The 18,045-nt window shown below is 67.2% G+C and carries 12 protein-coding genes; 10 read left to right on the top strand and 2 right to left on the bottom strand.

Annotated elements, in window-relative coordinates:
• Nucleotides 1-177 precede the first annotated feature (177 nt).
• Genes recC through ACA027_RS01945 form a run of 3 tightly spaced genes read left to right on the top strand, consistent with a single transcriptional unit; the run spans nucleotide 178 to nucleotide 9,799 of the window.
• A complete protein-coding gene (gene recC / locus ACA027_RS01935; protein ID WP_370680728.1) occupies nucleotides 178-3,762 on the top strand; it encodes an exodeoxyribonuclease V subunit gamma in 3,585 nt (1,194 codons plus the stop codon).
• The gene (recB, locus tag ACA027_RS01940) at nucleotides 3,759-7,589 is read left to right on the top strand and encodes an exodeoxyribonuclease V subunit beta (protein WP_370680730.1); all 3,831 of its coding nucleotides are present in this window, start codon (nucleotides 3,759-3,761) and stop codon (nucleotides 7,587-7,589) included. The genes recC and recB overlap by 4 nt, the downstream gene beginning before the upstream one ends.
• Entirely contained in the window at nucleotides 7,586-9,799 is a 2,214-nt protein-coding gene (locus tag ACA027_RS01945; protein WP_370680731.1) for an AAA family ATPase, read from the top strand. Before recB ends, ACA027_RS01945 begins: the two co-directional genes overlap by 4 nt.
• Before the next feature lie 179 nt (nucleotides 9,800-9,978).
• Here the strand turns inward: ACA027_RS01945 and ACA027_RS01950 are convergent, their stop codons facing one another.
• Complete coding sequence (locus ACA027_RS01950) at nucleotides 9,979-10,392, bottom strand: VOC family protein (RefSeq protein WP_370682487.1); 414 nt, start codon at nucleotides 10,390-10,392, stop codon at nucleotides 9,979-9,981.
• Between the two features lie 45 nt (nucleotides 10,393-10,437).
• Here ACA027_RS01950 and ACA027_RS01955 point away from each other — a divergent pair, with 45 nt between their 5' ends.
• The 4 genes from ACA027_RS01955 to ACA027_RS01970 all read left to right on the top strand — a co-directional run bounded on the left by ACA027_RS01955 (nucleotide 10,438) and on the right by ACA027_RS01970 (nucleotide 13,972).
• Nucleotides 10,438-10,818, top strand: coding sequence for a hypothetical protein (locus tag ACA027_RS01955; RefSeq protein ID WP_370680732.1), 381 nt, complete (start codon nucleotides 10,438-10,440; stop codon nucleotides 10,816-10,818).
• A 129-nt stretch (nucleotides 10,819-10,947) separates the two neighbouring features.
• Nucleotides 10,948-11,460: a copper chaperone PCu(A)C gene (locus ACA027_RS01960; protein ID WP_370680734.1), complete on the top strand. Its 513-nt coding sequence runs from the start codon at nucleotides 10,948-10,950 to the stop codon at nucleotides 11,458-11,460.
• A gap of 257 nt (nucleotides 11,461-11,717) precedes the next feature.
• Entirely contained in the window at nucleotides 11,718-12,707 is a 990-nt protein-coding gene (locus tag ACA027_RS01965; RefSeq protein ID WP_370680735.1) for a PhaM family polyhydroxyalkanoate granule multifunctional regulatory protein, read from the top strand.
• Nucleotides 12,708-12,733: 26 nt separating this feature from the next.
• On the top strand, nucleotides 12,734-13,972 hold the full coding sequence (locus ACA027_RS01970) for an FIST N-terminal domain-containing protein (RefSeq protein ID WP_370680736.1): 1,239 nt from the start codon (nucleotides 12,734-12,736) through the stop codon (nucleotides 13,970-13,972).
• Nucleotides 13,973-13,999: 27 nt separating this feature from the next.
• On the opposite strand, the gene ACA027_RS01975 is transcribed toward ACA027_RS01970, so the two are convergent.
• Nucleotides 14,000-14,479, bottom strand: coding sequence for a YXWGXW repeat-containing protein (locus ACA027_RS01975; RefSeq protein ID WP_370680737.1), 480 nt, complete (start codon nucleotides 14,477-14,479; stop codon nucleotides 14,000-14,002).
• Nucleotides 14,480-14,530: 51 nt separating this feature from the next.
• On the opposite strand from ACA027_RS01975, the gene ACA027_RS01980 reads away from it, so the two are divergent.
• From ACA027_RS01980 to ACA027_RS01990, 3 genes are all read left to right on the top strand, one after another.
• The gene (locus tag ACA027_RS01980; protein ID WP_370682488.1) at nucleotides 14,531-16,489 is read left to right on the top strand and encodes an MFS transporter; all 1,959 of its coding nucleotides are present in this window, start codon (nucleotides 14,531-14,533) and stop codon (nucleotides 16,487-16,489) included.
• A 221-nt stretch (nucleotides 16,490-16,710) separates the two neighbouring features.
• Nucleotides 16,711-17,196 carry a hypothetical protein gene (locus tag ACA027_RS01985; RefSeq protein ID WP_370682489.1) on the top strand — a complete coding sequence of 162 codons (486 nt, stop codon included), beginning with the start codon at nucleotides 16,711-16,713 and terminating at the stop codon, nucleotides 17,194-17,196.
• 56 nt (nucleotides 17,197-17,252) lie between these two features.
• A complete protein-coding gene (locus ACA027_RS01990) occupies nucleotides 17,253-18,041 on the top strand; it encodes a DUF2145 domain-containing protein (protein ID WP_370682490.1) in 789 nt (262 codons plus the stop codon).
• Nucleotides 18,042-18,045: the final 4 nt, after the last annotated feature.

The following is an 18,045-nucleotide window of genomic DNA, read 5'->3' on the forward strand; positions in this document are numbered from 1 at the left end:
CCTCTATGGATAGCAGGGTGTGCAGGCATAGGGCCGGTCTGGGCCAGGAATGCTGTTGCAAACCAGTGACGGCAAGCATCGGCAGCTATCAAAACTTCTAGTTATAGAGCTTGGTGCGCGCAAGGCAACGCGGGCAAGTTAAGCTCGCAGCTGACACAGCACAGCAGGGGGAAGAGGGTGGAATCGCAATGGCAACCGGGCTTGATCGCCCTGCACGGCAACCAGACCGAGGCCCTGGCCGATACGGTGCTGGCCTGGCTGGCGGCCCATCCGCTTTCTGCGCTGGAGCCCGAGACCGTGCTGGTGCAAAGCAATGGCATGGCCGAATGGTTCAAGATGCGCATGGCCGAGCAGCAGGGCGTGTGCGCCGCCGCGCGCGTGGAGCTGCCGGCGCGCTTTGTCTGGCGCAGCTACCGGCAAATGCTGGGGCCCGATGCCGTGCCGCGCGAGTCCCCGCTGGACAAAACCCCCATGATCTGGCGCTTGATGCGCCTGCTGCCGCACTGCCTGGCCGATGCCGCCATGGCGCCGGTGTTCGCCCCCATCGCCCATTTTTTGCGCCCCGGCGAGCCCCAGCGCCTGCTGCAGCTGGCCCAGCGCCTGGCCGACTTGTTCGACCAATACCAGATCTACCGTGCCGATTGGTTGGAGGCCTGGGCCCAGGGCCGGGATGTGCTGTGCAACCCGGGGCAGCCTGACAAGCCCGTGCCCGAAGCCCAGCACTGGCAGCCCCTGCTGTGGCGTGCGCTGCTGGCCGAGCTGGACGAGGGCGAGCGCGCCGCCACCCGTCCCGCGCTGCTGGCGCGGGTGCTTTCTGCGCTGCAATCGGGCCAGGCTCCGCACAGCCCGCTGGCGCGGCGCGTGGTGGTGTTTGGCATGAGCCAGATGCCGTTGTCGCTGATGCAGTTCTTGAGTGGCATTGCCCGCCACAGCCAGGTGCTGATCGCCGTGCCCAACCCCTGCCGCTTTCACTGGGCCGACGCCATCGATGGGCGCGAGTTGCTGCGCCAGCAGCGCCGTCGCCATCCCGACAAGGCCGGCAAAGACCTGGCCCAGCTGCCTCTGCAGGCCATGCATGCCCATGCCCATCCGCTGCTGGCGGCCTGGGGCCGGCAAAGCCGCGACTATGTGCGCCAGCTCGACGCTTTTGACACCACCCACGACACCGCCGCGCAATGGAACTGGCCGCGCGTGGATGTCTATGAAGAGGGCGATGCCCAAGACCTGGCCCATGCGCCGCTGCTGCAGCAGGTACAGCAGCGCATACGTGATCTGGTGCCGCTGGCCGAGCACCCCAGGCTGGAAATCCCGGCCCAGGATCGCTCCATCGTCTTTCACCAGGCCCACGGCCTGGTGCGCGAGTTGGAGGTGCTGCACGACCAACTGCTGGAACTGCTGGCCCAGCCAGCAGCCGCAGGCAGTCAGCCGCTGGCGCCACGCGATATCGTGGTCATGCTGCCCGCCATCGAAGAGGCTGCGCCGGCGATTCGCGCCGTGTTTGGTCAGTATGGCCGCCAGGACGCGCGCTTTATTCCCTTTGACATTGCCGACATGGGGGCGCGCGCCAGCAGCCCGCTGGTGACGGCGCTGCAATGGCTGCTCAAGCTGCCGCAGCAGCGCTGCCGTTTGAGCGAGCTCTGCGATCTGCTGGACGTGCCCGCCGTGGCCGCGCGCGTGGGTCTGGCGGCCGAAGATCTGCCCCAGCTCACGCACTGGATGGCGGGCGCCGGCATGCGCTGGGGGCTGAATGCGGCCCAGCGCGCCCAGCTGGGCCTGGCGGCCTGCGGCGAGCCCAACAGCGCCTGGTTTGGTCTGCAGCGCATGCTGCTGGGTTATGCCAGCGGCGCCGCACCCGCCGAGGGCCAGAGCCCGGCCTTTGCCGGCGTCGAGCCCTATGACGAGGTCGGAGGCCTGAGCGCCGAGCTGGCCGGCAGCCTGGCCAGCCTGCTGGCACGCATGCTGCAGTGGTGGCAGAGCGGCAACGACAGCGCCACGCCCGAGCTCTGGGCCCAGCGCTTTCGTGCCCTGCTGGACGATTTTTTCGTCGCCCAGACCGACGAAGACCAGGCCTTGCTGGCGGCCCTGGACCAGGCCCTGGTGCGCTGGCAGTCCGCCTGTGCCCAGGCCGGTTTTGTCGATGCCCTGGCCCTGCCCGTGGCGCAAGAGGCCTGGCTGCAGGCGCTGGAAGAGCCGGCGCTGAACCAGCGCTTTCGCGCCGGCGGCGTGACGTTTTGCACGCTGATGCCCATGCGCGCCATTCCGTTTGAGGTGGTGTGCCTGCTGGGCATGAACGATGGCGACTACCCGCGCCGCGCCAGCCGTGCCGATTTCGATTTGATGGCCCAGGCCGGCCAGCACCGCCCCGGCGACCGTGCGCGCCGCGACGACGACCGCCAGCTGATGCTGGACGCGCTGCTGTCCGCACGCCGCATGCTCTACCTCAGCTGGGCTGGTCGCCATGTGCGCGACAACAGCGAACAGCCGGCCTCGGTGCTGGTCTCCCAGCTGTGCGACTACCTGGCCCAGGGCTGGCTGGGGGAGGGCTGCGGCCATCTGCCGCCGCGCGAGCAAGGCAAGCTGCTGCTGGCCCAGCGCAGCCAGCAGCATCCGCTGCAGCCTTTTAGTCGGCGCTATTTTGAGGCCGGTTCAGAGATTTCGACCTATGCCCGCGAATGGCATGCGGCCCATGCCGAAGCGGTGGCCGACAGCCCGCCCAGCCTGCCGGATTTTGCCCCCGACCCCGAGGCCCCGCTGACGCTGACGCGGCTGGCCGACTTCTACCGCAACCCGGCGCGGGCCTATCTGCGCCATCGCCTGCTGGTGCGCTTTGTGCCCGAAGAAGAAGTGGTGATGGATGACGAGCTGTTCCAGCTCGACGGCCTCACCGCCTACGGCCTGGTCCAAGGCCTGCAGCAGGCCGGTGCGGCCCAACTGGCCGCAGCCCCGCAGGCCGATGTGGCGGCCCAGGTCCAGGCCCAGGTGCAGCGCCTGGCGCGTGCCGGTGGCCTGCCCCTGGCCGGTCTGGGCCAGCGTGCGGCCCAGGCACTGCAGGCCCAGGCCACGCCCTCGCTGCTGGCTTGGCAGCATTTGATGCAGGAATGGCCGCACAGCGCGTCCCGTGAGCGTTTGCTGCTCGCAAATGGTGAGCTGCGGCTGGACGATTGGCTGGATGGCCTGCGCGAGCGCAACCAGCCCTGGACGCCGGATGAAGCCGTGGAAGACCCTGGCTTTACCCGCTGCTGGATGGCGCTGGAGCCGCGCACTCTGCTGCGCAAAAAAGGCGATGCCCTGCAGGCCGACAAGCTGCTGGGTCTGTATCTGCGCAGCCTGGCATTGGCCGCCACCGGGACCCAGACCTTGGGCTGTGTGGTGGCACGCGATGTGGTGGTCTGGAGTCTGCCCCTGCCCCAGGCCGAGGCCCGGCAGCGCCTGCTGGAATGGATGGCGCTGTGGCGTGATGGCCAGCATGCGCCCCTTCCCCTGCCGCTGCGCACCGGCGTGGCCGGTGCCGAGGGCGATATGGTGGCCGCCGCCCAGGCCTATGAAGGCAGCTTTGCCCTGCGTGGCGAGGACCAAGACCCCAGCTGGGCCCGCTGCTACCCGGAGTTTGCCGATTTGCTGAGCGCCGCTTACGGCACGGCCGATGTGCAGCAGCTGTCCGCGCTGCTCTATGCCCCCATGCTGGACTGGATGGCTCAGCATGTGCGCAGCCAAGATTTACCCGGCGACGACCTGTCTGCCCTGCAGGAGCGCGCCGCATGAGCGACAGCACAAGCCCCGCCACCACGGCCAGCAGCCACGTGCTGGATGCCCTGCGTTTCCCGCTCTGGGGCTCGCGCCTGATCGAGGCCAGTGCCGGCACCGGCAAGACCTGGACCATCGCCGCCCTGTATCTGCGCCTGGTGCTGGGCCATGGTGGCGATGCGGGTTTCAGCAAGCCGCTGATGCCGCCCGACATCCTGGTGATGACCTTCACCCGCGCCGCCACGCGCGAGCTGTCGGACCGCATTCGCGCCCGCTTGATCGAGGCCGTGCAGTGTTTTCGCGGCGAGGCCGAGCCTGCAGCCCACGACGGCTTTTTGCGTGAACTGCGCGATGCTTTCCCCGAAGGGCCAGAGCGCGAAGCCGCAGCCTGGCGTTTGGACATGGCGGCCCAGTGCATGGACGACGCGGCCATCCACACCATAGATGCCTGGTGCCAGCGCATGCTGCGTGAGCATGCGTTTGACAGTGGCAATCTGTTTGACGAGACGCTGGAGCCCGACGAAAGCCAACGCCAGACCGAGGCCGCGCAAGACTATTGGCGCCAGCAATGCTATCCGCTGTCCGGTGAGTTGCTGGAGCAGGTGCTGGCCGTGTGGCCCCAGGTTGATGCCCTGGTGAGCGATATGCAATCGCTGCTGCGCGAGCCCGTGCCTGCCAGTGCGGGCGAGGGTAGCCTGGGCGAATGCATTACCCAGGCGCTGGCGCAGCACCAGCAGGTGCTGCACGATCTGGCCCAGGACTGGGAGGCCAAGGCACAGCGGCTGGAAGACTGGCTGGATGGCCAGCTGGCCAGCAACAAAAGCGCCTGGAATGGCCTCAAGCTCAAACCGGCCAACTACAAGGCCTGGCTGCAGACTTTGCGGGCCTGGGCCCAGGCGCCGCACCAGGAACTGGCCGCAGCCCTCAAAACCGGTGCCACGCGACTGACGCCCGAAGGCCTGGACGAGGCCCGCAAGGGCGATGCCCCCGTGGACCTGCCGCCCGAATCCCAGGCTCTGGCCCAGGTGCTGGCGCAACTGGCCGCCTTGCCCACCCTGGCCAGCCAGCTGCGCCTGCATGCCGCCGCACAGGTGCAGCAGCGCTTGCTGTGGCTCAAGCGCCAGGCCGGCACCTTTGGCTTTGCCGACATGCTGCAACGTCTGGACGCGGCCCTGGCCGGCGACAACGGCGCTTCGCTGCGCGCCGCCATGCTGGCCCAGTACCCGGTGGCGCTGATCGACGAGTTTCAGGACACCTCGCCGCTGCAATACCGGCTGTTCGACCAGATCTACCGCACCGAAAGCAATAGCACTGAGAGCGCGCTGCTCTTGATTGGCGACCCCAAACAGTCCATTTACGGCTTTCGTGGCGCCGACATCTACAGCTATCTGCAGGCGCGTCAGGCCACGGCCGGGCGCCACTATGTGCTGGGCACCAATTACCGCTCCACCCAGGCCCTGGTGGCGGCCGTGAACCACTGGCTTGTGCAGGCCGAAAGCAGGGCCGGTGAGGGCGCTTTCATGTTCCGCGCCGGCAGCGCAAACAACCCCCTACAGAACCCGCTACCTTTTGAGCCTGTGCAGGCCCAGGGCCGCAGCGAGTGCCTGATGGCGGGCGAGGCGCCCATGGCCGCGCTCACCGTAGCCTGGGACACGGCAGGGGGCGAAGAACCCCTGAGCAACGATGTGATCCGCCTGCGCTTTGCCCAGCATTGCGCCCGGCAGATCGTGGGCTGGCTGTCCGATGCCACCGTGGGCTTTGCCCAGCTGGAAAAAGAATTTCAACGCCTGCGCCCGGCCGATATCGCCGTGCTGGTGCGCACCGGCAAAGAGGCCAGCGCCGTGCGCCGCGCCCTGGCCCAATGCCAGGTGGCCTCGGTCTATCTGTCCGACCAGGACTCGGTGTTTGCCAGCAGTGAAGCACGCGATCTGCTGTACTGGCTGCGCGCCGTGGCCCAGCACCGCGACACTCTGGCCGTGCGCGCCGGCCTGGCCACGGAGTTGATGGGCCTGTCCTTCGAGACCCTGGCCTGGCTGGCCAGCGATGAAGAAGCTTTCGATGCCCGCAGCGAGCAGCTGCGCGAGCTGCACAGCCTGTGGCTGCGCCAGGGCGTGCTGGCCATGCTGCGCCAGACCCTGTACCGCTTTGACCTTCCCGCGCGCTGGCTGGCCTTGCCGGCCCTGGGCGAGCGGCGGCTGACCAACTATCTGCACCTGGCCGAGTTGCTGCAAAGCGCCAGCGCCCAGCTGGAGGGCGAGCAGGCCCTGATTCGCTGGCTGGCCACGCAGATCGAGGCGCCTGGCAGCGGCGGCGAGGCACAAATCGTGCGCCTGGAGTCCGACGCCGACCTGGTCAAGGTGGTCACCATCCACAAGAGCAAGGGCCTGGAATATCCCGTGGTCTGTCTGCCGTTCGCGGGCAGCTTCAGGCCGCTGGAAAAACGCGGCACAGCCTATCTGTCCCTGCCGGTGCAGGGCGAAGATGGGCCGGCACGTGAGCTGGTGCTGGACTACGACGGCGCGCAGCTGGCCCAGGCCGACCGCGAGCGCCTGCGCGAAGACCTGCGCCTGTTCTACGTGGCCCTGACCCGGCCGCGCCACGCGCTGTGGCTGGGTCTGGCGCCCATGAAGCGCGGCCAGGGAAAAGCCTGTGTGAACGAGCAGGGCGCCGCAGGCTATCTGCTGGCCGGCCCTGCGGTGCAAAGCACCACGCAATGGCAGGACAGCCTGCAAGCCCTGGCCGATGGCTGCGGCCATATCGCGGTGCAGGCCCTGGCTGCCGAGTTGCCCGCGCTGCCGCGCTGGGTGTCGGCCCAGGAGGTGCCCGCACTGCGGCCTGCGCCGGTGTATGAGGCCCTGTTCGACAAGCGCTGGGGCATCGGCAGCTTCTCGGCCCTGACCCGTGCCATGGCCGCGCCCAGCGTGCCGGTGCTGCCCGTGGCCGCGCAGTTTCCGGCCGACGATGAGATCGACCCCCTGGCGGCAGAGGGCCCGGAAGCTGCAGTGACCCTGGCCCCGCTTTCGCTGCCCATGCAGCCTGCATCGGCCGCTCCCGTGTGGCACCGTTTTATGCGTGGCCCGGTGGTGGGCAATTTCCTGCACGACCAGCTGCAATGGCTGGCGGGCGAAGGCTTTGCCCTGCCAGCACCAGGCAGCCGCGAAGGCGAGCAGGGCGAGGATGTCAGTTTCACGCCGCTGGAAACCCGGCTGCTGCGCCGCTGCGAGCGCGCGGGCCGCACCGAGCAGAGCCTGGACGCGCTGCGCTGGCTGCGCGCCGTGGTCCACCAGCCGCTGCCACCGCTCTCCCTCAATCTGGTGGAGCTGGCCGCCCAGGATGCGCTGCTGGCCGAAATGGAGTTCTGGCTGCCGGCCCGGCTGCTGTCGGCCCCGCGCATAGACGCCCTGTGCCGGCAATACCTGCTGCCCGGCATGGACCGGCCCGTGCTGCCGCCCCGTGCCTTGCACGGCATGTTGATGGGTTTTGCCGACCTGGTGTTCTGCCACCAGGGGCGCTATTGGGTGCTGGATTACAAAACCAACCACCTGGGAGCGGATGGACAGGCCTATACGGCGCAGGCTTTGCAGCAGGCCATGCTGCACCACCGCTATGACGTACAGGCCGCGCTGTATCTGCTGGCCCTGCACCGCCTGCTGCGCAGCCGCCTGGGCGCGGCCTATATGCCCACCGAACACCTGGGTGGGGCGCTGTACTTTTTTGTGCGCGGTCTGGACGGCGCCACCCAGGGCATGGAGGTGCTGCCCCAATCCGAGGACATGATGGCTTTGCTGCACGCATTGGATGCCTTGCTGGCCGATGGCCAGAGCACGCAGGAGGTGCAGCCATGAAGCGCAGCCGCAAGCTGGATGTGCAAACCCTGGACCTGTTTGCCGAGCCGGCCCTGTCCGTGCCCGACACCTTGACGGCCTTGCAGCGTCTGGCCGATGCAGGCCTGCTGCGTCGCCTGGACAGCGCCCTGGCCGCCATGGTGGCCGATCAGGATGCGGGCGCCACACCGGCCCTGCTGGTGGCCACGGCCGTGCTGGCGCAGATGGAAGGCCGCGGCCACAGCTGTCTGCCGCTGACCGCGCTGGCGGCGAATCCCAATGCCGTGCTGGCCTGGCCCAGCGAAGCCTTGGCTGCGCAGCAGGCGCTGTGGGCCCAGCTGCCCGCCAGCTGGGCCGATTGGCAAGAGGCGCTGCGGCGCAGCCCCGTGGTCCGGGTGCTGGGGCGCGACGCCGATCTGGGCCAGCCCCTGGTGCTACGAGGCGATGGTGCGCCGCTGCTGTATCTGCGCCGCTACTGGGATTACGAGCGCAGCGTGGCCGCACAGATTGCGGCCCGCACCACGGCCGATGTGCTGCTGGATGAAGCCAAGGTGCGCCACTGGCTGCAGCGCCTGTTTGTCCCGGCCAATGGCATTGCGGCCAATGCCTCCATGGACTGGCAAAAGCTGGCCTGCGCGCTGGCGCTGCGCGGGCGCATGTCGGTGATTACCGGCGGCCCGGGCACGGGCAAGACCTATACCGCAGCCCGCTTGCTGGCACTGCTGTTTGCCACGGCGCCTGATGCCACGCAGCTGCGCATCGCCCTGGCCGCGCCCACGGGCAAGGCGGCGGCGCGGCTCAAGCAGTCCATTGATGCCTCGTTGCTGCAGCTGCAAGACATTGTCCAGCCCGAACTGGATTTGCCCTCCCTGGTGCAGCGCATGGGGGCGGCCCGCACCCTGCATGCCCTGCTGGGCGCACGGCCGGATACCCGGCATTTCAAGCACCATGCGGGCCAGCCCCTGGATGTGGACGTGCTCATCGTCGATGAGGCCTCCATGATCCACCTGGAAATGATGGCCGCGCTGTTGGAGGCCCTGCCGCCCACGGCGCGTTTGATTCTGCTGGGCGACAAGGACCAGCTGGCCTCGGTGGAAGCCGGCGCCGTGCTGGGCGATTTGTGCAGCAATGCCCAGGCTGGCAACTACCTGGCCGACACGGCGGCCTATGCGCAGCGTGTGACCGGGCAAGCGATTCCCGCAGAATTCATGGCCGAGTCCCGTGGCACTGTGGATGGATCCCCTGCCTCTGAAACAGGCACGGCACAAGCCAGGGCACCGCGCAAGGGCCGCCTTGTCCCCAGAGAGGCGCTGGTGCCGTCCCCCTCCGGCGAAGCCAGAGAGGGGGAAGACGCGCAGCGGCTCAGGGGGAGTACTCCCATCTCTCAGCATATGGTGATGCTGCGCGAGAGCCGGCGTTTTAGCGGCCCTATCGGCCTGCTGGCCCTGGCCGTGAATGCTGGCGATGCCGTGGCTGCCCAGGCCTTGCTGACCGAGCACACCCGGGCCGGCCGGGACGCGGCGCTGTGGGCCCACCAGGGTGGCCCCGCCCAGCAGGTGGCGCGCATGGCCGTGCAAGGCCGTGGTCCGCAGCCGGGCTATCGCCTGTATGCCCAGCAGTTGCAGCGTGGGCTGCTGGCGCGCCCGGCCACGGCCGAGGCCCATGCCGCCTGGGTGCAGACAGTGCTGCAGGCCTTTGACCGCTTTCGCCTGCTGTGCGCCGTGCGCGAGGGCGATTGGGGTGTGGCCGGGCTGAACACCGCCGTGGTGAAAGAACTGCGCGATGCCGGCCTGGTCGCGGCCGAGGGCGAGTGGTATGCGGGCCGGCCGGTGATGGTCACGCGCAACGATGCCCAGTTGGAGGTGTTCAACGGCGACATCGGCATGGTCCTGCCCAGTTTTGCCGACCCGGCGCGGCTGCGCGTGTACTTTTTGCGCGGCGACGGCTTGCACCATGTGAGCACGGCACGCCTGGCCCAGGTGGAAACAGCATTCGCCATGACGGTGCACAAAAGCCAGGGTTCGGAATTCGCCCACACCGCTCTGGTGCTGGCCGCCCAGGGCGGCAATGTGCTGGGCCGCGAGCTGGTCTACACCGGCATCACCCGCGCACGCGAAGCCTTTACGCTGTGGACCGAGGTGCCGGGCCTGCTGGCCTCGGCCATCGGCAGCCCCACCCAGCGCAGCAGTGGGTTGCTGCGGTTTTGGGAGCATCCTGTGAAGAATAAATAAGCGCTGCGGCGTTTATGCATCAAACTCAGGAGATAGCTTTGGCAGGGGGCTTTGCAACTGGCGCGGCCCAGGTTAGGGCGCCGCGCAAGGGCCGCCCCGCAGCGCTGGTGCCGTCCCCCTCCCTCGCGCAGCGAGAGAGAGGGGGATGACGCGAAGCGGCTCAGGGGGCGTCAATCGCATCAATGTGCATACACCGCATCCCAATGGGTGAAGCCCTTGACCTCGATAGGATTGCCGCTGGGGTCGTGGAAAAACATGGTCCATTGCTCGCCGGGCTCGCCTTCAAAGCGCACCTGGGGCTCCAGCACAAAAGCGGTGTGGGCGGCCTTCAGGCGTTCGGCCAGGGCCTGCCAGTCGGGTTTGAGCAGGATCACACCCAGATGGGGCATGGGCACCATGTGCTGGCCCACCTTGCCGGTATTGGCCACGGCAAAGGGCTGGCCCAGGTGCAGCGAAATCTGGTGGCCGAAGAAGTCGAAGTCAACCCAGGTCTCGGTGCTGCGGCCTTCGCGGCAGCCCAGCACGCCGCCGTAGAAACGGCGCGCGGCATCGAGGTCGGTCACATGGTAGGCGAGGTGGAAAAGGCTTTGCATCATGGATGTGAGCCTAGCACCGCCCATGCCTACAATGCCTGCGTGATGCGCTCCCGCCCCCTCTCCGTCTGGCATGGCTGCACCCGCTGGGTGCTGGCGGCCTGGCTGTGTGTGGTGCTGGGCTCGGTGGCATCACCCTGGGTGCGTGCCCAGGCCGGCATGGGTGAGGTGCTGTGCAGTGCCGCTGGCCCCGTGCTGCAGGTGCCCAGCCCGGCCGAGCAACTGCTGGGCGCGCCGCCTGCCGTGCATGCCCTGGATTGCCCGCTGTGCCTGCCGCTGCTGGCGCCACCGCTGGCCTGGCAGCTGCAGCTCCGGGAAGCGCCCCCCCCGGCGCAGCTGGCGGTGTTGCCGGTGCAAAGCCCCTGGTCTTACCGCGCTGCCGCCGCCTTGCCTGCGCGTGGGCCTCCGGTATTTGAATACTCCTGATTTGTGAGCTTTTGCAGCGCATGCTGTCTGCCTTTGAAGCAGATTTGTGCTGCATGTCTGGATGTATTTTTGGGGAGCTGCGGGCGCATTGGAATGCCTGTGGGCTTCCGCTTTTTTGGAGCAAAAACCATGTTTGCAAAGACCCTGACACGCCGTTTGGCCCTGTCCCTGGCCACGGTGGCCGCGCTGTCGACCTCCGCATGGGCCCAGTCCGATGCCGCCCCTGTGGCGGTGGAGCAGGCCTGGGCGCGCGCCAGCGTGCCTGGCCAGCAGGCTACGGGTGCCTTTATGCGGCTGACGGCCAAGGAGCCGCTGCAGCTGGTGGGTGTGGAGACCCCGGCCGCCGCCGTGGCCGAGGTGCATGAAATGAAGATGGAGGGCGATGTGATGCGCATGCGCGCCATTGCCAGCCTGGACCTGCCCCAGGGCGTGGCCGTCGAGCTCAAGCCCGGTGGCTACCACCTGATGCTGCAGCAGCTGAAAAGCCCGCTGCTCAAGGACACGCAAGTGCCCATCACCCTGGTGTTCAAGAATGCCAAGGGCGTGCTCTCGCGCCTGAGCCTGCAGGTGCCGGTGCAGGCCATGGCCCCCAAGGGTGGGGCCATGCCGACGGGCCATGGCATGCACGGTCACCAGCACTGAGACGGCACAGGCACCCCGGGGTTGCTCCCGCTTTCGCATCGCTGGTGATGTGGGCGCAGGGGCCGGCGCTGCTGCTTCGGGGTCACCCGAGATGCCCGCAGTGCCTGGCTTCCAGGTGATCCAGGCGGTCGTTTGAGCGCAACGGTGGGTGTCTGGCTGTGGCAATGCCTGGCCGCTGGGTTAAGCTCATTGCTCTCCCGCAGCGCGGCCCGGTTCCGGGCGGCGGCTTGCATTGACGCTACTTCTTGGGGACAGCTATGAGCGATTCCGCCGCCTTCGGTTTCGGTAAATTCATTCCGGGATTCGATTTTCTGAACCAGCTGGGCCAGGCCGGCGCATCCAAGGGCATGCCGCCGTTGTCGCACTGGGTGGCGCCGACGGTCAGCGTCGAAGAAATCAGCAAGCGCATCGAAGAGCTCAAGGCCGTGCAGTTCTGGCTGGAGCAAAACAGCCGTGCCCTGTCGGCCACGGTGCAGGCGCTGGAAGTGCAGAAGATGACGCTGCACACCTTGCAGGGCATGAATGTGAGCATGGCTGATCTGGCCAAGAGCTTTGCCGGCCCCGGCAATCCCATGCAAGCTGCGGCCGCACCAGCGGCGGGCGAGCATGCGGACTGGCCCATGTCCTCGGGCGGCGCCAAGTCCCGCAAGAAAAGCGCAGCGGCAGCCAAGCCAGAGCGCGCGGAAGCGGAGGCGCATGCTGCGGCTGCGGCCCAGGCCGCCCAGGAAAAAACGGCGGCTGCCGGTGCGGCCAGCCATGCGGATGCGGCTGGCAAGGCCGATAAGGCCGATGCGGGTGCCCACGCTGGCGCTGCCGCAGGCATGGGCGACCCCATGCTGTGGTGGGGCGCGCTGAGCCAGCAGTTCCAGCAGATTGCCGGCCAGGCCCTGCAGGACCCGGCGCAACAACAGGCCATGGCCAAGGCCACCCATATGGCCACCGATTTCACCAAGGCGGCCATGCAGGCCGCCAGCCAGATGGCACGCAAGGCCGCCGAGGGGGTGAAGGCCGCCTCTAGCGCGGCAACCCCTGGCCGCAAGGCGAGCCAGGCTGCGGGCGGCACTGCGGCCCCCGCGGCGAAGACCACGGCCCGCGCCCCCAGCGCGGCCCAGGAGAGCAAGCCCAGTGCGGCTGCAAAGCCCGCCGCCAAGCGCCCTGCAGCGGCGAAGAAGGCCGCTGCCCGCAAGCCCGCCTCGCCTGCGGCCAAGTCTGCCGCTTCGGCCAAGTCGGTGGCGGGACGCCGATGAGCGCAGGGTTGGACGCAGGAGCGAAGATGGCGTTTTTTCCATGTGCCCATGCCAGCCACTTGCAGTGGCGGCAGGCACTGACCCAGGTTGTGACCCAGGTGCGGGCGCAAATGGCCATGCAAAGCGGCCAGGACTGGCCGGCGCTGGGTCTGATGTATTTGAGTACCCCTTATGTCCCGCATGCGGCGGAGATCCTGGCTGCACTGACCCAGGAGCTGCCCGAGGTGCACCACTGGAGCGGCATGTCGGCACCAGCCGTGCTGGGGGGCGATATGCGCTACGCCGGCGAGCAAGGGGCCATGGCGGTCATGTTGCCGCTGCTGGGCGAGGCGGACTTCCGTCTTTTCTCCGGACTGCGGCCCATTGCCAAGGTGGCATCCGACGGCTTTGCCATCCACAGCGTGCTGGTGCATGGCGACGGTCGCATGCCCCAGCTGGAAGAGCTGCTGCTGGAGCTGGCCTCGCACACGGCCAGCGGCGAAATGATGGGGGGCTTTGGCTCCGAGCGTCGCAGCGGCATGCAGCTGGCATGGAGTCTGCAGTCCAGCCATTCCGAGGACACCGGCCTGCTGTCCGGCGGCCTGTCGGGCGTGGCCTTTTCCGACCAGGTGCACACAGTCTCACGGGTGGTGCAGGGTTGCAAGCCCCTGGCCTTGCCCATGGAAATCACCGATGCGCGTGAGCATGTCATCCTGGGCCTGAATGGCCGTCCCGCCCTCGATGTGCTGATGGAGACCCTCGGTGTGCAGCTGGAGGTGGATGCACAGGCCGCCATAGGCCGTGTGCGCCACACCCTGGTGGCCTTGGCCGCCGGGCCTTATACGCCGCACAGCAGCAGCATTGATGTGCGTGCCCGCGTGCGTCCCATCATGGGGCTGGACCCGCTGCGCCGTGGTCTGGTGCTGGATGAGGTGGTGGACCAGGGCATGTATCTGGCGTTCTGCGAGCGCAGCGGCAGCTCCGCATGGTCTGAGCTGCGCCGCGCCTGCGCGGAAATCCAGGAGCAGCTCACCCCTGACATTCCCTGGCCTGCGGCCGGAGCACAGGCGCCGGCGCGCATTGTCTGCGGCGCCATCTATGTACGCAGCCATTTGCGTGGTGGGACCGCCGCCACCAACGAGGTGGATGCCGAGCTGCAGCTGATACGCCATGCGCTGGGCCCCATCCCGCTGGTGGGCTTTGTGACGGCGGGCGAAATCTCCGGCCGTGAAGTGCATGGCATGAGCGGCCAGCTGACGGTGTTCACCCAGCCGCTGGCGACATAAATAAATCGCACGGCCTCTGCACAGTCTTCAGTGCCGTGAGGCCCTAACCCAGTGGCCGGGCTCCCAGACATAAGCTGCGCGTGGCCCTTGCCAGCGCCAATGACCGGCTACCCAGGTCTGGCCATGGCGTGCCTTGGGGCGGGCTTCATGGCGTGGGGCGGTGGTGCCGGGCGGGAATGCGCGGGCGCATGCTGGACCTGTACCAGCACCGGCGCATTGCTCCGGTGGACCGGTTGGGCTGATGCAACTGCGGCGGCCAGTGCCAGGCTGCTGCCCAGCAGCAGGCGGGAGGTCAAGAGGGTGGGGCGAAGAAGCATGGCGCGGTTCCCGAGAAGCTGTGGTTGAAGGCCTGAGCATCCGAGCTCCGGGTGAACCCGGTGTACGGCGGATGCAAAGCTGTGTGAAGCCCGGTCTGCAATCGTTTCGGGGCGCGCATGCTGCACGCATTGGGTGATCTGGGCACCTGCTGTCGCGGCCGACTCCCTCCCTTTCTGCCCTTGCTACCATGCGCGGCACATGCAGCGCTGCGGGCCACCAGGCAACGCAGCGCCAATGAATATGTTTACAGGACCCGGTATGCGCCCCCAGTCTTCTTCTTCGCCGCCTTCCGAGCACCAGCCCAATCAATTTTCCTTGCTGGGGCAGCGGCGTTTTGCGCCGTTTTTCTGGACACAGTTTTCGGGGGCGGCCAACGACAATCTGTTCAAGTTCGCCCTCACGGTGATGGTGACCTACCAGCTCAGCGTGTCGTGGCTGCCGCCGTCGCTGGCTGGCCTGGTGATTGGTGCGCTGTTCATCCTGCCGTTTCTGTTGTTCTCGGCCACCTCGGGCCAGCTCACCGACAAGTGGGACAAGACCCGCATGTTCCGCCTGGTGAAGAACCTCGAGATCGCCATCATGCTGCTGGCGGCCTGGGGCTTTGTGGCCGCCCATGTGCCCTTGCTGCTGGCCTGTGTGTTCCTGATGGGCCTGCATTCCACGCTGTTCGGGCCGGTCAAGTTCGCCTACCTGCCGCAGGTGCTCAATGAGCGCGAGCTCACCGGTGGCAATGGCATGGTGGAAATGGGCACTTTTGTCGCCATCTTGCTGGGCAATGTGGCCGGCGGCCTGCTGGTGGCCGTGCCCGCCGTGGGCCATTTGCAGGTGGCCGTGGCCTGCGTGGCACTGGCCCTGGTGGGGCGGCTGTGTGCTCAGTTCATTCCGAATGCTCCGGCCACCGATCCAGACCTGGTCATCAACTGGAACCCCTTCACCGAAACCTGGCGCAATCTGCAGCTGGCCCGCCAGCAACCGGTGGTGTTCCGTTCGCTGCTGGGCATCAGCTGGATGTGGTTCTTCGGCGCAGTGTTTCTGGCGCAGTTCCCCAGCTTCGCCAAGGAGGTGCTGCACGGCAACGAGCATGTGGCCTCGCTGCTGCTGGTGATTTTTTCCATAGGCATAGGCGTCGGCTCGCTGCTGTGCGAGGTGTTCAGCCGCCGCCATGTGGAGATTGGCCTGGTGCCGCTGGGTGCCATCGGCATGAGCGTGTTCGCCATCGACCTCTACTTCGCCGCGCGCGCGCTGCCACCATCTGCGCTGATGGATGTGGGTGCTTTCCTGGCCGAGCACCGCAACTGGCGTGTGATGGTGGATTTGGGCTTGCTGGCGCTGTCGGCCGGCATCTACAGCGTGCCCATGTATGCGCTGATCCAGATGCGTAGCCAGGCCACGCACCGTGCCCGCATCATCGCGGCCAACAACATCTTGAACGCCTTGTTCATGATCGCCTCCAGCGTGCTGGCTGGCGCGTTGCTGGCAGCGGGGTTCAGCATCCCGCAAGTGTTTCTGCTCGCCGGCATCGCCAATGCGGTGGTGGCGCTCTATGTCTTTTTGCTGGTGCCGGAATACCTGCTGCGCTTTGTGGCCTGGGTGGCCACGCATTTCATCTACCGCTTCAAGGTGCGTGGTGAGCCGCATATTCCCGCCAGTGGCGCGGCCGTGCTGGTGTGCAACCACGTGAGCTTTGTCGATGCCCTGCTGTTGATGGCCGCCAGCCCTCGGCCCATCCACTTTGTGATGGATGCGCGAATCTTTCAGATGCCTGTGCTGGGCAGATTGTTCCGCCTGGCCAAGGCGATTCCCATCGTTCCCTACAAGGAAGATCCGGCCACTTACGAAGCCGCCTTCGTCCGCGCCGCCCAGGTGCTGCGCGAGGGCGATTTGCTGGCCATCTTCCCCGAAGGCGCCATCACCAGCGATGGTCAGCTGCAGCCCTTCAAGGGCGGCATCATGAAAATCCTGGAGCAGGCCCGGGTCGATGGGCTGGAGCTGTCGGTGGTGCCCATGGCGCTGACCAATCTTTGGGGCTCGTTCTTCAGCCGCATCGAGGTACGAGACGGCAAGAACGTGGCCATGGTGCGGCCGCTGCGCCGTGGCTGGCTCAGCCGCGTGGGCTTGGAGGTTGATGCCGCTGTGCCAGCAGACCAGGTCACGCCGGAGCTGTTGCATGCCCGCGTAGCGGCCTTGCTGGCGCGGTGAGCGCACTTGTTGGATGGCACGGCTTGTGAAGACCGCAGCCACATGAAGGCATGGGGGAGATGTACCCGCCATCCCGGCTTACCCCGCACGAGGTATGTCAAAGACTGTGGCCTGCGCGTCAGGCAGGCGGGTGCAAGGCCGGGGGGCGGGTATAACGCCATGGTCACCGAAGCAGATGGCGGCACGCCAGGAAATCAATGCGCAAGGAATTTTTTGTGAACATGGCTTCGAACCTCTCCACCCCAGCCGTTTCCCCCCGGAGCTTGCTGCACCACAGCCTGTGCGCCATCGGCCTGGTCGGTGCGCTGTGGGGCGTGGGCACCACAGCCCATGCGCAGAGCGAGGCATCACCGGTGTTGTCGGCGCTGCCGCTGGCCTCCATGGTGGGGGCGGCCGCATCGGGTGGTGATTCGGAGCAGGTGATGCTCGCACCGCTGCTGGTCTCCGGTGTGGGGGCTTCGCTGGTGGTGGAATCGGTGCAGGTCTCGGCGAATGGCGTGGTCTATGTATTCAAGAACATGGCCAATGGCGCCTCGGCGGTGCTGGAGGTGTCTGGCAATGCGGTGGGTGCTGTTTCGGTGGGCGTGGGTACCGTGGTGCAAAGCAGCGCCATCGGCGCCGGCGTGATCCTGCTGGCCGCAGGTCAGGTGCTGGCCTTTATCCCGAACGCCGTGGGCAAGGCCTTGCTGCACAACGAGCGCCTGTGATGCGCAGCGTCTGGAGTAGCACGCGCATGCCCTATCTCCGTTGCGCGCCCACCCGCATGGCCGCCGCCACCATGCTGTGCCTGGCCTTCATGGCCGCAGGCACGGCACAGGCCGGTCGCAGCTGTGAAAACCGGCCGATGACGGCGCAGATGCTGACGCAGTCACTGGATCTGGCCCAGCGAACGGCCCAGGTACTGGAAGCGGAGCACCAAAAAATCGGCACCAAGGTGGTGCTGCTGGGGCGTGCCGGCCAGGATCTGTCGACTTACCAGCTGAAGTATTCGCACTTCGGCTGGGCCTACCGTACACCGGAGGGGCTGTGGCGCGTGGCGCACAAGCTCAATGGCTGCGGCACGGCCGAAGGCCATGTCTACCGGCAGGGCTTGGGCGAATTCTTTCTGGATGATTTGTGGCGTTATGTGGCGGCCGTGCAGGTGCCCACGCCCGAGGTGCAGCAGGCGCTGTGGACCTATCTGACGAATCCGCAGACCGTGCTGCGCATGCAGCATGCGCCCTACAGCATGGTCAGCTACGTCTGGGGGCAGCGTTACCAGCAGTCCAACCAGTGGGCGCTGGAGAGCCTGGCCGTGGCTATGGAACCCGCCACGGTGCAGCAACGCGCCCAGGCGCAGGCCTGGCTGCAGTTCAAGGGTTACGAGCCCAGCGCGCTGGTGATCCGCTCCTGGACGCGCCTGGGTGGGCGCATGACCGCCGCCAATATTGCCTTTGACGACCACCCGAATGAAAAGCGCTTTGCCAGCCGCATCGAGACCGTGACGGTGGATTCGGTCACCCAGTGGATGCAGCGCACCCAGCTGGCAGGCCCTGTACGCGAGCTGCGCTGACAGC

Source organism: Comamonas sp. GB3 AK4-5 (assembly GCF_041320665.1).
Taxonomy (GTDB): Bacteria; Pseudomonadota; Gammaproteobacteria; order Burkholderiales; family Burkholderiaceae_C; genus Comamonas.

Coding starts and splice junctions, on each gene's coding strand:
- ACA027_RS01955 (WP_370680732.1), top strand. CDS start 10,438: ATGCGCTCCCGCCCCCTCTCCGTCTGGCATGGCTGCACCCGCTGGGTG.
- ACA027_RS01960 (WP_370680734.1), top strand. CDS start 10,948: ATGTTTGCAAAGACCCTGACACGCCGTTTGGCCCTGTCCCTGGCCACG.
- ACA027_RS01965 (WP_370680735.1), top strand. CDS start 11,718: ATGAGCGATTCCGCCGCCTTCGGTTTCGGTAAATTCATTCCGGGATTC.
- ACA027_RS01985 (WP_370682489.1), top strand. CDS start 16,711: ATGGCTTCGAACCTCTCCACCCCAGCCGTTTCCCCCCGGAGCTTGCTG.
- ACA027_RS01975 (WP_370680737.1), bottom strand. CDS start 14,479: ATGGTAGCAAGGGCAGAAAGGGAGGGAGTCGGCCGCGACAGCAGGTGC.
- recB (WP_370680730.1), top strand. CDS start 3,759: ATGAGCGACAGCACAAGCCCCGCCACCACGGCCAGCAGCCACGTGCTG.
- ACA027_RS01950 (WP_370682487.1), bottom strand. CDS start 10,392: ATGCAAAGCCTTTTCCACCTCGCCTACCATGTGACCGACCTCGATGCC.
- ACA027_RS01945 (WP_370680731.1), top strand. CDS start 7,586: ATGAAGCGCAGCCGCAAGCTGGATGTGCAAACCCTGGACCTGTTTGCC.
- ACA027_RS01970 (WP_370680736.1), top strand. CDS start 12,734: ATGGCGTTTTTTCCATGTGCCCATGCCAGCCACTTGCAGTGGCGGCAG.
- ACA027_RS01980 (WP_370682488.1), top strand. CDS start 14,531: ATGTTTACAGGACCCGGTATGCGCCCCCAGTCTTCTTCTTCGCCGCCT.
- ACA027_RS01990 (WP_370682490.1), top strand. CDS start 17,253: ATGGCCGCCGCCACCATGCTGTGCCTGGCCTTCATGGCCGCAGGCACG.